Raw genomic sequence first — 14,159 nt, 5'->3', positions numbered from 1 at the left:
GGACCGTGGGATGATCGCGGGCGAGCACTGCCAGCAGGCCGCGATGCCGGCCCCGATCCGATCTCGGCCTGACTGCGTGTCCCGGCCCGGACACGTCCCACCCGAGCGGGGACCCCGAGCACGAGACGGAGCACCCCGAGGAGAACCATGTCCGCTGACCGCATCGACCCGTGGCGGTGGCGCGCCTCGCTGATCGAAGCAGCGGCCGGGCGCCTGCGGCCGGTGCGCACCGGTGAGCCGATCCCGCTTGCCGAATCCAGCGGGCGCCGACTCGCGGAACCGGTCCGGGCGCCGGAGGATCTCCCGGCGGTCGCCGAATCGGCGATGGACGGTTTCGCCGTGCACGCGAGCGATCTGGCCGACGGAGATGCCGTCCAGCTGCCCGTGATCGCCGATCTGCCGGCCACCGCGACGCGGCCGGGGGCGGCGGAGCCCCACGTGCCGACCGGTACCGCCGCCCGGATCATGACCGGCGCGCCCATCCCGGCGGGAGCCGATTCCGTCGTCGAGATCGAACGGACCGACGCGGAACCCGCCGGCCAGGCTCCGACCACCGTTCGCATTGCTCCGCCGGACGATATGCGACCGGGTCGCCATGTGCGCGGCCCGGGCGAGGAGGTCGCCCGCGATTGCGTGCTGGCCGAAGCCGGCGACGTCGTCGGCCCCGGTCTCGTCGGTCTCGCCGCGACTCTGGGCCTCGCGACCCTGACGGTGCAGCCGCGGTTGCGGGTGGGCGTGCTGGTCACCGGCGACGAGGTCGTCGACGGCCGGCACGGCGTGCCGGAACCCGGTGGGATCCGCGACTCCAACGGTCTGATGCTCGCCGCCGCGGTCGCTGAGCTCGGCCACACAGCGCGCACACTCCGCAGCGGTGACGCTCCAGCGCAGTTCCAGCGCGCGCTGGAGCAGGCCGCGGAGGATTCGGACCTGGTGATCACGACAGGTGGCATCGGCTACGGCGCCTATGACGTGGTCAAGGCGACGCTGGGACCGGATGGTCGCGGCACCTCACACTTCGCCCACCTAGCCCTGCGCCCCGGCGGACCGCAGGGGTTCGGCACCGGTCCTGGAGGCGTGCCTGTGATCCACCTGCCCGGCACCCCGGTCGGAGCCCTCGTCGGATTCCACCTGTTCGCGCGGCCTGTGCTGGCCGGGGAGGCCGGCATCGCCCGAGCCCGTCTCGCCGCCGCAGCGGAGGGAGCCCGGCCACGCACGTCAGGGAAGGGGTCGAACCGCGTGGCGCGGGCCGAGCCGACAGCCAGGACGTTGCATGCATTGCCGGGACGCCTGAGCCAGAAGGACGGTGAGGCCTGGGTCGAACTCTTACCGGGGCGTCGACTGCTGCCCTTCGCGCGTGCCGACGCTCTGGTGCTGCTGGAGCTCGCCACCGGAGCTGAGCTGCCGGAATGCGACCACGTTCGTGTCATGCGCCTCGCGGCCGGCTCACCGGCCGCGTTCGCTTGACACCTCGAGCTGGCGGTCGCGGGCGTCAGCCTGTTGCCGGGACATCTCGCGGCGCGATCGACGGCGATCGACGAAAGTCCGTGTCCAGGAGGCGATCATGACCACGCCGGCGCCGAGCGCCAGTCCGAGTGTCAGGGCGGCCAGCCATGCGCTGTAGAGCCATCCGGCCACCGGGACGAGGGCGAGGGCGAGCAGCCCGATAGGCCACGGGCCGATGCTCTTCCTGCCGAGGAGGTCGGCCCCCGCGACGGCGGCGAGGACGCCCAGTGCCAGGGTGAGGAGGTGCAGGAAGGTCACGATTCGAGCATAACCGGCTGTCAATTGGTGCCTGGCGGCCCGGTTGAGGCACTTTTGCCGGGTCCCGGGGCGCTATCGTGTCCGGGGTGCGAACCGGGTGAGACCCGGAGCAATTCGACAGGCCCAGGGTGGGGAACCCTCACCGAGCCACACAGATGTGGTCGGCGTCCCGTGATGATCCCGGGTCGTAGCGGGCCCGCCTCGACGCGGACTCCCGGTCACGAAGTACTGCAGGACGCGACCCTGCAGGTACGGAGAGGAAGACAGAGGATATGCCGGACAGCTTGCCCAGGAGACAGCGTGATTAGGTTCGTCTCGATCCGGGTGCTCACGTACGCGATCCTCGCTTTCGTCGCCACCAGCTTCGCCTACCTGCTGGCCGCCTCCCTCATGCATCCGGAGGAAGTGCTGTACCCGCCGGCGGCGACCGAACCGGTCCCGTACGAGAGTGCTCAGCTCTATCTCAACGCGCGCAACGTCAATCCCGACACCCCTCTGTTCGAGCGCTACGCCACCTGGCTCGGGGGATTGGTCCGTGGTGATCTCGGCGTGACCACCGGGACCAACAAGGCCATGGTTCCGGTGGTCGACGAACTGGCCAACAGGATCCCGATCAGCCTCCGGCTCGTGCTGCTCGGCACCATCATCGGGACCGTCGTCGGCGTCGTGCTCGGCATGATCGCCGCGGTCCGTCGCGACTCCCTCGACGACCGCGCCTCCACTCTGCTGGCCTTCTTCGTCCTGTCCCTGCCCACCCCCGTGATCATCCTGATCGTGCAACAGGCCAACCAGGCGATCATGGACAGCACCGGCTGGGGCCTGCCGGCGATCAACCCGGTCAACCCGCTGCTCGAGCCCGGGTCCTGGGAGTCGATCCGCTACCAGGTCAAAGCACTGGTGATGCCGACGATCGTCCTGGCCGTGACCGCTGCCGCCTCGTACTCGCGATACATGAAGGTCACCACGTTGGACGTCCTCGGCAGCGACTACCTCCGCACCGCCCGGGCAAAGGGGCTCACCCGCGGGCGTGCGATGACCCGGCACGGGCTGCGCATGGCGCTGATCCCGATGGGGCAGTACTTCGCCTTCGCCGTGGGGGCCGCGTTCTCGGGGTCCCTGTTCGTCGAGCTGATGTTCAACTGGCAGGGCATCGGCCGCTTCGCGATCTCCTCCATCGGGATGGCCGACGTCAACGGCACGGCCGGGGTCGTGCTCTACACGGCCATCCTGACGCTGCTCTCCGCGACGCTCGCTGACATCCTGCAGGGCGCGCTCGACCCGAGGATCCGGTGAGACCATGACGAACTCCCACGACATCCGCTCGAGCGACGACGCCGCGCAGCTTCGAGAAAGCACCGAGCCCGACGCCAACCTGGTCCTCGAGTCGGGATCGCAGGACGCCGCTGCGCCCGCGGACCAGCCGACCGCGGGCCCGTTCGAGTCGATGAGCCGCGGGGTGCTCCTGCGCCGCCGCTTCCTGCGCAGTCCCAGTGCCTGGATCGGGATGATCTCGTTCGCGCTGCTGGTGCTGCTCGCGATCTTCGGCCCGATGCTCTATCAGTACGGGCCGTTCGAGCGCGACCTCCGCAACGCCCTGACGGGTCCGAGCGCCTACCACTGGTTCGGCGTCAACGAGAACGGCCTGGACATCTTCGCGCGCACCCTCCAGGGCCTGCGCATCTCGCTCGTGATCGGAATCGGCACCGCCCTGCTGACCTCCCTGCTCGCGCTCGTCGTCGGCGTCGTCGCCGGCTACGTCAGCAGCAAGTCCACATGGGGCGCACTCGCCGACGGCGGGCTCGTCAACCTGATCAACCTGTTCCTGGTGATCCCCTCCCTGCTGCTGCTCATGCTGTTCAGCCCCGTGCTCCAGCAGGCGACCTGGTTGTGGATGATCCCGCTCCTGGCCGGCTTCGCCTGGATGCTCACCGCCCGCGTCCTGCGCGCGATGACCCAGCAGCTGGTGCGCACCGAGTATGTCCAGGCGTCGCGCTTCATGGGCGTCAACCCGATCATCACGATGACACGGCACATCATTCCCAACATCGCCAGCTGGATCATCATCGACACCACGCTCGGCGTGAGCGCCGCGATCCTCGGGGAGACCGGGCTGTCGTTCATCGGCTTCGGCATCCAGTACCCGCAGGTCTCGCTGGGCACGGTGCTGCAGGACTACAACATCTCCGCGCCCTACACCTGGATGCCGCCGGCGGCGATCCTCGCGGTGCTCGTCATCTCCATCAACCTCATGGGTGAAGCTCTCCGCGACGCCCTCGACCCGACCAGCGGCTCCAGCCGACTCTGAGGGGAAGCCGAATGACCGAACCCATCCTGTCCGTGCAAGACCTCAGCGTCTCCTTCCCCTCCGAGTACGGGACGGTGCGCGCCGTCCAGGAGCTCAGCTATGAGGTCCGTCCGGGCGAGGCGCTCGCCATCGTCGGCGAGTCCGGTTCCGGCAAGTCCGTGAGCTCGCTGGCGGTGATGGGCCTGCTGCCGCGCACGGCGAGCGTGAGCGGTGAGATCGACCTGCTGGGCCGCAAGGTATTCACCATGGACGATCGTGAGCTCTCCGCGCTGCGGGGCAACACGATCTCCATGGTGTTCCAGGACCCGCTGTCGGCCCTGACCCCGGTGTATCAGGTCGGACGCCAGATCGCCGAGGTCGTACGCATCCATCACCCCGAACGCTCGAAGGCGCAGGCGGATCGACGTGCGGTCGAGCTTCTCCACGCCGTGGGCATTCCGGAGCCGGAACGTCGCGCACAGCAGTACCCGCACGAGTTCTCCGGAGGGATGAGACAGCGGGCGATGATCGCCATGGCGATCGCCAACGAGCCCGAACTGATCATCGCCGATGAACCGACCACGGCTCTGGACGTCACCATCCAGGCACAGGTGCTGGACCTGCTCAAGTCTGCCCAGGAGCTCCTCGGCGCCGCGACCGTGCTGATCACCCATGACATGGGCGTGGTCGCTGGATTCGCCGATCGGGTCCTGGTCATGAAGGAATCGAAGATGGTCGAGACCGGCCCGGTCGACGACATCTTCTACCGGCCGCAGGAGGAGTACACGCGCAGCCTGCTCGCGGCGGTGCCCCGGGCCGATCTGGCCGAGTCCGAAGGCACCAAGAGCGTCGCGGGGTCAGCGCTGCGCCAGGTCGCCGAGCGCGCCGCGAGCTCCGAGGACCGCGGGCCGCGCGAGGCGCGACCGGCCGTGCTCGAGGTCGAGGAGCTGCAGCGGATCTACCCGATCACCAAGGGGGCAGTGGTCCGCCGGAAGGTGGGCGAACAGCGCGCCGTCGACGGCATCTCCTTCGATATCCGTGAGGGCGAGTGCCTCGCCCTGGTGGGTGAGTCAGGGTGCGGCAAGACGACCACCCTCATGGAGATCATGCAATTGAGAACTCCGCAGCAGGGCGTCATACGCATCGGGGGCAAGGAGACCGGCGCCCTGACCCGCAAGGAGCGCGCCGCGCTGCGTTCCGAGGTCACGATCGTCTTTCAGGACCCGATGGCAGCACTGGACCCGCGCATGCCGATCAGCGACATCCTCAAGGAGCCGATGCGGGTCCAGGGATACAGCAAACAGCGCATGGACGAGCGGGTGGACTGGCTGCTGAAGATGGTCGGCCTGCTTCCCGAGCACGCGGCGCGATTCCCCACGGAGTTCTCCGGGGGCCAGCGCCAGCGGGTCGGCGTGGCACGAGCCCTGGCCTGCGATCCGAAACTGATCGTGCTCGATGAGCCCACGTCCGCCCTCGATGTCACGGTGCAGGCCGGCGTGCTCGCCATGCTCGCCGATCTCAAGGCGCGCCTCGGGGTGAGCTTCTTGTTCGTCTCCCACGATCTCTCCGTCGTACGGCACATCTCCGATCGCGTCGCGGTCATGCAGAAAGGGAAGATCGTTGAACTCGGGGACACCGAGGACGTCTTTACCGATCCCCAGCACGAGTACAGTCGAGAACTTCTCGCGGCTGTTCCGATTCCGGACCCGGAGATCGCTCGCGCTCGGCGTCGGGACGTGATAGATCATTCCATCTTCGGTGGCGACAAAGGAGTCTCCTCGGGGGCCGGTACGGCCCTCTGACCAGCACAGAAGGAAACCGGAGCAGACGGCACCAGAGGGTGCCGTCCCCTTTTCCTGCCTGCGCAGAAATGCGTGTGGAGCATGCCCGGATACCGTGTGTTGCGAATGAGTAACAGCGTCAACGATCGGCCGTGTCGTAGATCGCATCGGACATAGGGTGAACCCACCGCAGGCGGGGAAGTGACCAAGGAGGTCGCAATCCCATATCGCGTGCAGGTCACATACGTGGAGCGGGCCCGACGAGCGGATCCGCGAGTGAAGGAGAAGCACATGCGTTTGACGCGGCGTTCCATGCTGGGGGCGACGGCTCTGACCGTCTCGATGACAGCCCTGGCGGCATGCAGCCAGGATCCCGGGAACAGTGGCGACGGAGCGTCCGACGGCGGTGGGGACCAGATCGCTGCCGACCAGAACGACATCAATGCGATGGAGCGGGACGAACTCGGCGAGGGAGGCGTGCTGCGCCTGGCGAACAACGCCTTCCCTGCGAACTGGAATAGTTTCCACACGGATGGCAATGAAGCCAACACCACAGACATGATGGAGGCCATTTACCCGCAGCTCTACCAGTCCGATGCCGCTGGTGAAGTCACGCCCAACCCTCACTACACCAAGCGCCTCGAGCTGACCTCCGAAGATCCCCAGGTGATGGAGATCGAGTTGAACGAGGGCATGACCTGGTCGGACGGTACCCCGATCGACTACACGTCGATCGAGAACGTCTTCACGATCATGGACGGGTCGAAACCCGAGTACGGCATCGCATCGTCCGAGGGGTACGACAAGGTCGAGAAGATCGAACAGGGTGAGAACGAGCGCACTGCGGTGATCACGTTCAAGGAGAAGTACGCCGACTGGATCGGGCTTGCCTCGGTGATGCCGGACTCGCTCGTCGAAACTCCGGATGCTTTCAACACCGGATGGCTCGAAGAGCCCAAGGTGACGGCCGGGCCGTACACGGTCGGGAAGATCGACGCCGCGAACAAGACGGTCCTGCTCGAGCCGGATGAGAACTGGTGGGGCGACAAGGCCTTGCTCGAGCAGGTCCTGTTCACGACCATCGAGGATCCGGCGGCGACTGCCACCAGTTTCCAGAACGGCCAGCTCGATGTCATCGAGACGACGGTGCCGGCGACGTACTCCGTGGTCGAGCCGATGATCGGCAGCGGCGCCACGCTGCGAATGGCCGCCGGACCGAACTGGACTCACATCACGCTGAACGGTGCGGAGGGTCGCCCGCTTGCTGACCAGGCCGTGCGCCAGGCGATCCACCGGGCGATCGATCGCGAAGAGGTGTTCCTCGCCGTCAACGCGACGATGCCGTACCCGGAGAACACCGAGCCTCTGAACAACCACCTGCTGATGACGAATCAGGAGGGCTACCAGGACAACGCCGGCGATCTCGGGACCTATGACCCCGACGCGGCCAAGAAGCTCCTGGAGGATGCGGGCTACACCTTCGAGAACGATCTCGCCACGAAGGACGGCGAGCCGATCGAGATCACCTACGTCTACAACGACGGGTCGAAGACCAATGAGGCGGTCGTCCCGGTCGTGCAGGAGCAGCTCGCCGCGATCGGCATCACGATGAAGGTGCAGAAGGTTCCGCCGACGGACCTGTTCGCCAAGTACGTCATCCCGGGCGAGTTCGACCTGAGCCTCTTCGGGTGGGTCGGCACACCGTTCCTCTCGTCCGGAGACGCGATCTGGAAGTCGGACGGGGAGCAGAACTTCGGGAAGATCGGCGATCCCGAGACGGACGACCTCGTCGACCAGGCCTCGGTCGAGACGGACCCGGCCAAGCGCCTGGACCTGATCAACCAGATCGATGCGAACCTGTGGGAGCTCGCAGGCACTATTCCGCTGTGGCAGTCCTACGACTTCTTCGTCCAGCACGACGATCTCGCGAACTTCGGCGCCTGGGGCTTCGAGAGCCCTGACTGGACCAAGATCGGCTACGTCGCGGGATCGGACAAGCTCAGTTCCTGACCGCGTCCCCGCGCCGGCGTAGCCGCACCGTCGCCCGGGAGAGCCCCGGTCCACACGGACCGGGGCTCTCGCGTCTGCGCCGGGGCCACGCTCCGGGCGGCCGTCTTGGGCCCGCTGATCCACCGGAGAGCGTTCTGAGAGAGACTGCGTCCATGGTCACCGAGCGTCACGAGTCCCACGTCGGCGGTCCGCCGGAACCCCGGGGGTCCGCGGGCCGGCCGGACATCGCGGAGCGCGCTCTGCCAGCGCAGCGACTGCGCCCGCCGGGCGCGGACGCACCAGGCGAGCGCTACACCCGCCAGATGCGCCTGCCCCAGCTGGGCGAGCTCGGGCAGCGCAGGCTGGCCGCCTCCCGGGTCGCGGTCATCGGCGCCGGCGGCCTCGGTGCCCCTGTGCTCTCCTATCTCGCCGCCGCGGGCGTCGGCTCCCTCACGGTGTTCGACCCGGACGTCGTCGACGCCACCAATCTGCACCGGCAAGTGCTGTTCACCGCCGCGGACGTCCGCCGTTCCAAGGCCGTGGCGGCGGGTGAGCACCTGCGGGCGCAGAATCCCGGCGTCTCGGTCACGGCCGTGGTCGAGGCGGTCACGCCCACCACCGCGCTGGAGCAGCTGAACGGCCACGACCTGGTGCTCGACGGGACCGACAACTTCCCCACCCGGTATCTGGTCTCCGACGCCTGCGAGCTGCTCGACGTGCCGCTGGTGTGGGGTTCGATCCTCGCCTTCGCCGGGCAGGTCAGCGTGTTCTGGGGCGCCGGCGGCCGCGGCGTCACCTACCGCGACGTCCACCCCGTGCCGCCGCGGCCGGGGGAGGTGCCCAGCTGCGCCGAGGCCGGCGTGCTGGGGATGCTGTGCGGCGTGATCGGATCGACCATGGCGATGGAGGCCGTCAAGGTCATCGCCGGTATGGGAGATGTGCTCTACGGCCGCCTCGCGCTCTACGACGCGCTGAGCGCCCGCTGGGACGAGCTGCCGATCGCCCGTGATCCGCAGCGCCCGCCCGTCGCCCGGATCGAGGACATCGCCGTGACGTGCGGACTGCCCGGGCCGACGGGGCCGGGGACCGACGAGGTCGAGCCCGACGAGCTGCCGGCACTGCTGGCGGCCGGGACGCGGGTGCTCGACATCCGCGAGAGCTCGGAGCTGGCCGACGGGATGGTCCGCGGCGCCGAGCACGTGCGGATGGGCAGACTGCTGGATCCGGCGGGGGCGGATGATCCGGAGCTCGCGCCGCAGGGACTCGACGGCGCGGTGCTCTACTGCGCGGCGGGGACCCGGTCGGCCAGCACCCAGCGGGTCCTCTCGGAGCGGGGGATCCGGGTGCGCTCCTTGCGCGGAGGCTTCGCGGCCGCGCGGAGCAGCGGGATCGAGATCATGCCCGTGCAGAGCAGCGGGGCCGATCGCCCGGGTCAGCACGGGAGTGGCGGCTCGTCCTGACGGCGCTGACCGCTGCCGCTGAGCGGCCCGCGCCCTGACCGATCCCCGCCGGCAGCGCGACGCCCGTTCGCGCGGATCAGCCGCCCGCGAAGGGCGGCAGCACGTCGAGGCGATCCCCGTCGGTGAGCGGTCGGCTGCGATCCGTGCAGGCCACGGCGTTGACGAGGAAGCTCGAGCGCCCGATCACCCGTGCCGCCTGCGGGGTCGCGGTGCTCAGCAGGTCATCGATCGCGTCCTGCACGCTCGAGCCGTGCACGCTCGCGGTGTCGGCCCCGTACTCGGCGGCGGCACCGGCGAACAGGCGCACGGTGATGGTGGGGAGTGCGGCGCGGCCGCCGGCACCGCTCGCGCCGGCGCCAGCATCAGAGAAGTCGGGCGTGCTCACGTCGTCTCCTGGTAGGTCATCCGCCGATGGCGCTCATGGGTCGTTCGGGCTGGACGAAGTCCGCTCTGTCCATGCCGTGGCCTGCCTTCTTGCCCCACTGGGCGGCCCGCCAGATCTCGGCGATCGCTTCGTCGTCGGCCTCGGAGCGCAGGGTGCCGCGCAGGTCCGTCTCCTCCCGGGAGAACAGGCAGGTGCGCACCCGGCCCTCGGCGGTCAGGCGGGTGCGTCGGCAATCCGCGCAGAACGGTTCGGTGACCGAGGCGATGATGCCGACGCGGCCGCGGTGGCGCCCGGTGGCACGATCGGTGACCTCGAACAGCTCGGCCGGAGCGCCGTTGCGGTCCTCGGCCACCGGCGTGAGCTCGTAGGAGGGGCGCAGCATCGCGTGGACGTCGGCGGCGGTGATCATGGAGGTGCGGTCCCAGATGTGGTCCGCATCCAGCGGCATCTGCTCGATCACCCGCAACTGCAGATCGCGGCTCAGACACCAGTCCAGCAGCTCCGGCAGCTCGTGGTCATTGACCCCGGGCAGCAGCACGGCGTTGATCTTGATCGGGTCCAGGCCGGCCTGCTGCGCGCCGTCGATCCCGGCCAGCACGCGGTGGAGGAGGGGGCGCCGGCTGAGCCGCTCGAAGGTCTCGGAGACGACGGAATCCAGGGAGACGTTGATGCGGTCCAGCCCCGCCTCGCGCAGTCGCGATGCCCGATGGTCGAGCCCGATCGCGTTGGTGGTCAGCGAGATATCGGGACGAGGGGTCAGCGCCGCGACGCCGGCGATGATCTCCTCGAGGTCGGGCCGGGTCAGCGGCTCGCCGCCGGTGAAGCGCACCTGCTCGATGCCCAGGCGCTCCACCCCGATCCGCACCAGGCGCACGACCTCCTCGGGAGAGAGCATCTGGTCCTTGTTCAGGAAGGTGAGCCCGGAGGCGGGCATGCAGTAGGTGCAGCGGAGGTTGCAGAAGTCCGTCAGCGACATCCGCAGGTCGGTGGCGGCGCGTCCGAACCGGTCGGCAAGGGCCGGCGTCGCCGGGCGGTCCGAGGTGTCGGGCAGCTCGGGCGCGGCGTCGTCGGTCGTGCGCGGCTTGGGGATCCCCAGTCCGATGCGGCGGGAACTCATGGCGCGGCCCTCCCTTCGCGGTGGCCCGGTCTGCACGGTGTCCGGTCTGCGCAGTGTCCGGTCTGCAGGGTGTCCGATCAGGATAGGCCTCGTGGGCCGGCCGGGGGCATCCGGGGCGGCGATGGGGGCACCCGGCGAGTGATCACCGCCGAGGCGCCACGGTGGTGCGGGGCCATACTGGGACCTCCGGGAGGGCACGTGAGATGACGGCCCGACGTCCGTACGCGAAGGAGGCCACCACGATGACCGGTGCCCAGCGCATCCCGCTGGCCGAGCACGTGGCAGACGCCGTCGCCCTGCTCGCCGCCTCGCGCCGGGGAGAGGTGGTCGCGCTCGACGGGCAGGCCGTGGGGCGGGTGGCTGCCGGCCAGCAGCGGGCGCTGGTCGACGTCCCCGGTCACGACAACTCCCAGATGGACGGATATGCCGTCGCCAGTGCGGATCTTCCCTCGGCGGCCGGGGTCCCGGTGACGCTGCCGCTGGGCGGGACGATCGCCGCGGGCGACGGCCCGGGACGCCTCGCCTCCGGCACGGCCCGGCCCATCATGACCGGTGCCGCGATCCCGGAGGGAGCCGACCATGTGGTTCCCGTCGAGGAGAGCGAGGCGGGCAGCTTCCATCCGGCCATCGGTGCCGGCACCGGCGCCGACACCGGTGCCGCGCCCGATACGGTCACTCTGACGCCGCAGTCCACCGCCGCGGGGCGCTTCGTGCGGGCCCGGGGCTCGGACACCCATCACGGCGACACCATCCTGCGCAGCGGCCAGGTGCTCACGCCGGCCCGGATCGCCCACCTCGCCGCCTGCGGCCTCTCCGACGTCGAGGTCGAGGTGCCGCTGCGGGTGATCGTGCTGTCCACCGGCAGCGAGGTCGCGGCCGACGGGGCAGAGCGCGAGGGGGCCGGTCTCCCGGACGGGGCCGTGTACGACGCCAACGGCCCCGGACTGGCGGCCGCCCTGACCGCTGCCGGCGCCGAGGTGGTCCACCGCGGCGCCGTGCCCGATGACGCGACAGCACTGGTCACCCGCCTGCGGGCCCAGGTCACCGAGCACGACGCCGACCTCATCGTCACCAGCGGCGGCGTCAGCGCCGGAGCCTTCGAGGTGGTCCGCCACGCGGCCGCCGGCGACGGCGTCACCATGGCGTTCCCCTCGGTCGCGATGCAGCCGGGCGGACCGCAGGGCATCGGCACCCTCGACCTGCCCGACCGCCGCGTGCCCTGGCTCGCCTTCCCCGGCAACCCCGTCTCCGCGCTGCTGAGCTGTGAACTCATCGCCCGTCCCGCACTCGGCGCCCCGCCTCGGCGACGACTGCACCTGCCCGTCCAGCTGGACGGAGAGGAGTCCTCCCCGCCGCAGCTCGCGCAGTACCGTCGGGCCCGCGTGCTGCCCTCGGGGCGCGTGCGCCTGGTCGCCGGAGCCTCCTCGCACCTGATCGGCGGGCTCGCCGCGGCCGACGCCCTCGCGATCATCCCCGTCGGCACCGAGGTGGTGCGCGACGGCGACATCCTCGAGACCCTGCTGATCCCCGGAGGAGAGAGATGAACGACCTCTCGCACGTGCGGGCCGACGGCTCCGCCCACATGGTCGACGTGACCGCCAAGAACATCACCGCACGCGAGGCCAGCGCCCGCGCCGTGCTGCGCACCCGGCCCGACGTCGTCGAGCGGATCGCCGCCGGGGACCTGCCCAAGGGGGAGGCCCTGGCCACCGCCCGCATCGCAGGGATCATGGGCGCCAAACGCACCAGCGACCTGATCCCGCTGTGCCACCCGCTGCCGCTGTCCGGCGTCGAGCTGGACCTCGCGCCGCGAGAGGACCGCGTCGAGATCACCGCGCGCGTGCGCACCAAGGGCGTCACCGGCGTGGAGATGGAGGCGCTGACGGCAGCCACCGTGGCCGCCCTGACGGTCTACGACATGATCAAGGCCGTCGATCACCTGGCCCGCATCGAGGACGTCGCCGTGCTCGCGAAGTCCGGAGGCAAGAGCGGCGACTGGAGCCGCGAGAGCGAGCGCGACGGCGACAGGGCGACGGAGGAGGAGACCCCATGAAACAGATGCCCGCCCAGCGCAGCGACGCCGACTGCTCCGCACGCACCGACCCTGAGGACGCCCCGGCCCTGAGCGGCACCGCCCGGGTCATCATCGCCTCGACCCGCGCGGCCGACGGCACCTACGAGGATCGCACCGGACCCCTGCTCGTCCAGTGGCTCGAGGACCGCGGACTGGACCAGGTCGAGCGGCACGTCGTGCTCGACGGGCCGGACGTCGGCACCGCCCTCTCCGCAGCGATCGAGGCGGGCATCGACGTCATCGTCACCTCCGGCGGCACCGGCATCAGTCCCACCGATGTCACCCCCGAGCAGACCGCCCCGCTGCTGCACCGCGAGATGCCCGGCGTGCTCGAGGCCGTCCGCCGCCTCGGTGCCGAGAAGTCCCCGACCGCGCTGCTCAGCCGGGGCGTCGCCGGCATGGCGGGACGCAGCTTCGTGGTGAACCTGCCCGGGTCGCGCGGGGGAGTGCGTGACGGGATCACCGTGCTCGATCCGATCCTCGACCACCTGCTCGAACAGCGCGACGGTGGAGACCACGCATGAGCGGCGGTGATCGCCTCAGCGCGACCGGGGACCAGGTGCCGGACCCGACCCGTGGCGCGGCCCCGATCGCGGGGGAGCCCGCCGCAGATCCGCACCGGCTGCGCATCCCCGGAGGACCGCCGATGGGCGAGCCCGGCCAGCGGGTGCGCCTGGCCGAGATACGGGAGAGCGCGATCTCCGTGGCCCAGATGGCCGACGCCGTCAGCGACCCTCGCTGCGGCGCCGTCGTCACCTTCGACGGGGTGGTGCGCGATCACGATGGAGGTCGCGGAGTCCAACGCCTCGAATACACCGCACATCCGAGCGCCGGCGAGGTGATCGCCGAGGTCGCCCGGGAGATCGCCGAGCGCTACCCGGACGCCATGATCGCCGTCGCCCACCGCCACGGCCCGTTGGGCATCGGCGACTCGGCACTGACCTGCGCGGTCTCCGCCCCGCACCGCAAACAGGCCTTCGTCGCCTGCGACGACCTGGTCGACACCGTCAAGCAGCGCGTGCCGATCTGGAAGCATCAGATCTTCGAGGACGGCGGCACCGAATGGGTCGGAGCCCTCGGCTGACCCGTCGCCGTGCCGTTCACGACCACCCGCCATCGCCAGGAGGCCACCACGTGTCCCAGCCATCCGCGCCCGGGAGCAACCGGCGTCGTGACAACGAAAGTCCCCCGCACGAGCCTGTGCAGGAGGTGCTGCTGGCCCTCGGAGTCCGCCCGGAGACGGTGAGCCGGCTGCCCGAGCTGGACGCCCTGTGGCAGGAGATCCGGCGCGTCGGACGGCAGTACCCG

Annotated in this window: 13 protein-coding genes; 10 read left to right on the top strand and 3 right to left on the bottom strand. The window is 70.0% G+C overall.

What is annotated here, in order from left to right; translation table 11 throughout:
* The first annotated feature begins 147 nt into the window (after window positions 1-147).
* Window positions 148-1,464 carry a molybdopterin molybdotransferase MoeA gene (locus AC5020_RS15255; RefSeq protein WP_464988894.1) on the top strand — a complete coding sequence of 439 codons (1,317 nt, stop codon included), beginning with the start codon at window positions 148-150 and terminating at the stop codon, window positions 1,462-1,464.
* Here the strand turns inward: AC5020_RS15255 and AC5020_RS15250 are convergent.
* A complete protein-coding gene (locus AC5020_RS15250) occupies window positions 1,444-1,761 on the bottom strand; it encodes a hypothetical protein (RefSeq protein WP_464988893.1) in 318 nt (105 codons plus the stop codon). The genes AC5020_RS15255 and AC5020_RS15250 overlap by 21 nt on opposite strands.
* A 300-nt stretch (window positions 1,762-2,061) precedes the next feature.
* Here AC5020_RS15250 and AC5020_RS15245 point away from each other — a divergent pair, with 300 nt between their 5' ends.
* The 5 genes from AC5020_RS15245 (at window position 2,062) to AC5020_RS15225 (ending at window position 9,275) form a co-directional block, all read left to right on the top strand.
* Window positions 2,062-3,054 (top strand): ABC transporter permease, encoded by a 993-nt coding sequence (locus AC5020_RS15245; protein WP_377803431.1) that lies wholly within the window; start codon window positions 2,062-2,064, stop codon window positions 3,052-3,054.
* Window positions 3,055-3,058: 4 nt separating this feature from the next.
* Window positions 3,059-4,066, top strand: coding sequence for an ABC transporter permease (locus AC5020_RS15240; RefSeq protein WP_464988892.1), 1,008 nt, complete (start codon window positions 3,059-3,061; stop codon window positions 4,064-4,066).
* Window positions 4,067-4,077: 11 nt separating this feature from the next.
* Window positions 4,078-5,847, top strand: a complete 1,770-nt coding sequence (locus AC5020_RS15235) for an ABC transporter ATP-binding protein (RefSeq protein WP_464988891.1) — start codon at window positions 4,078-4,080, stop codon at window positions 5,845-5,847.
* A 270-nt stretch (window positions 5,848-6,117) separates the two neighbouring features.
* On the top strand, window positions 6,118-7,836 hold the full coding sequence (locus AC5020_RS15230; RefSeq protein ID WP_464988890.1) for an ABC transporter family substrate-binding protein: 1,719 nt from the start codon (window positions 6,118-6,120) through the stop codon (window positions 7,834-7,836).
* Window positions 7,837-7,988: 152 nt separating this feature from the next.
* Window positions 7,989-9,275 carry a HesA/MoeB/ThiF family protein gene (locus AC5020_RS15225; protein WP_464988889.1) on the top strand — a complete coding sequence of 429 codons (1,287 nt, stop codon included), beginning with the start codon at window positions 7,989-7,991 and terminating at the stop codon, window positions 9,273-9,275.
* 76 nt (window positions 9,276-9,351) lie between these two features.
* Here AC5020_RS15225 and AC5020_RS15220 read toward each other — a convergent pair whose 3' ends face one another.
* Window positions 9,352-9,660 (bottom strand): MoaD/ThiS family protein, encoded by a 309-nt coding sequence (locus AC5020_RS15220; protein WP_464988888.1) that lies wholly within the window; start codon window positions 9,658-9,660, stop codon window positions 9,352-9,354.
* 16 nt (window positions 9,661-9,676) lie between these two features.
* A complete protein-coding gene (gene moaA / locus AC5020_RS15215) occupies window positions 9,677-10,777 on the bottom strand; it encodes a GTP 3',8-cyclase MoaA (protein WP_377016271.1) in 1,101 nt (366 codons plus the stop codon).
* 203 nt (window positions 10,778-10,980) lie between these two features.
* Here moaA and AC5020_RS15210 point away from each other — a divergent pair, with 203 nt between their 5' ends.
* The 4 genes from AC5020_RS15210 to AC5020_RS15195 all read left to right on the top strand — a co-directional run bounded on the left by AC5020_RS15210 (window position 10,981) and on the right by AC5020_RS15195 (window position 13,935).
* Entirely contained in the window at window positions 10,981-12,321 is a 1,341-nt protein-coding gene (locus tag AC5020_RS15210) for a molybdopterin molybdotransferase MoeA (RefSeq protein WP_464988887.1), read from the top strand.
* Entirely contained in the window at window positions 12,318-12,830 is a 513-nt protein-coding gene (gene moaC / locus AC5020_RS15205; protein WP_464988886.1) for a cyclic pyranopterin monophosphate synthase MoaC, read from the top strand. The genes AC5020_RS15210 and moaC overlap by 4 nt, the downstream gene beginning before the upstream one ends.
* Window positions 12,827-13,375 carry a MogA/MoaB family molybdenum cofactor biosynthesis protein gene (locus AC5020_RS15200; RefSeq protein WP_464988885.1) on the top strand — a complete coding sequence of 183 codons (549 nt, stop codon included), beginning with the start codon at window positions 12,827-12,829 and terminating at the stop codon, window positions 13,373-13,375. The genes moaC and AC5020_RS15200 overlap by 4 nt, the downstream gene beginning before the upstream one ends.
* A gap of 122 nt (window positions 13,376-13,497) precedes the next feature.
* Window positions 13,498-13,935, top strand: a complete 438-nt coding sequence (locus AC5020_RS15195; RefSeq protein WP_494564448.1) for a molybdenum cofactor biosynthesis protein MoaE — start codon at window positions 13,498-13,500, stop codon at window positions 13,933-13,935.
* Window positions 13,936-14,159 lie beyond the last annotated feature (224 nt).

Source organism: Brachybacterium sp. SYSU DS0246 (genome assembly GCF_059391765.1).
Note: the sequence above shows the minus strand (reverse complement) of the source record. Positions and strands in the feature narration are given on the sequence as shown.

Excerpts from the sequence above, each read along its gene's own strand:
- AC5020_RS15255 (WP_464988894.1), top strand. The coding sequence starts at position 148 with ATGTCCGCTGACCGCATCGACCCGTGGCGGTGGCGCGCCTCGCTGATC.
- AC5020_RS15240 (WP_464988892.1), top strand. The coding sequence starts at position 3,059 with ATGACGAACTCCCACGACATCCGCTCGAGCGACGACGCCGCGCAGCTT.
- AC5020_RS15235 (WP_464988891.1), top strand. The coding sequence starts at position 4,078 with ATGACCGAACCCATCCTGTCCGTGCAAGACCTCAGCGTCTCCTTCCCC.
- AC5020_RS15230 (WP_464988890.1), top strand. The coding sequence starts at position 6,118 with ATGCGTTTGACGCGGCGTTCCATGCTGGGGGCGACGGCTCTGACCGTC.
- AC5020_RS15225 (WP_464988889.1), top strand. The coding sequence starts at position 7,989 with ATGGTCACCGAGCGTCACGAGTCCCACGTCGGCGGTCCGCCGGAACCC.
- moaA (WP_377016271.1), bottom strand. The coding sequence starts at position 10,777 with ATGAGTTCCCGCCGCATCGGACTGGGGATCCCCAAGCCGCGCACGACC.
- AC5020_RS15210 (WP_464988887.1), top strand. The coding sequence starts at position 10,981 with ATGACGGCCCGACGTCCGTACGCGAAGGAGGCCACCACGATGACCGGT.
- moaC (WP_464988886.1), top strand. The coding sequence starts at position 12,318 with ATGAACGACCTCTCGCACGTGCGGGCCGACGGCTCCGCCCACATGGTC.
- AC5020_RS15200 (WP_464988885.1), top strand. The coding sequence starts at position 12,827 with ATGAAACAGATGCCCGCCCAGCGCAGCGACGCCGACTGCTCCGCACGC.
- AC5020_RS15195 (WP_494564448.1), top strand. The coding sequence starts at position 13,498 with ATGGGCGAGCCCGGCCAGCGGGTGCGCCTGGCCGAGATACGGGAGAGC.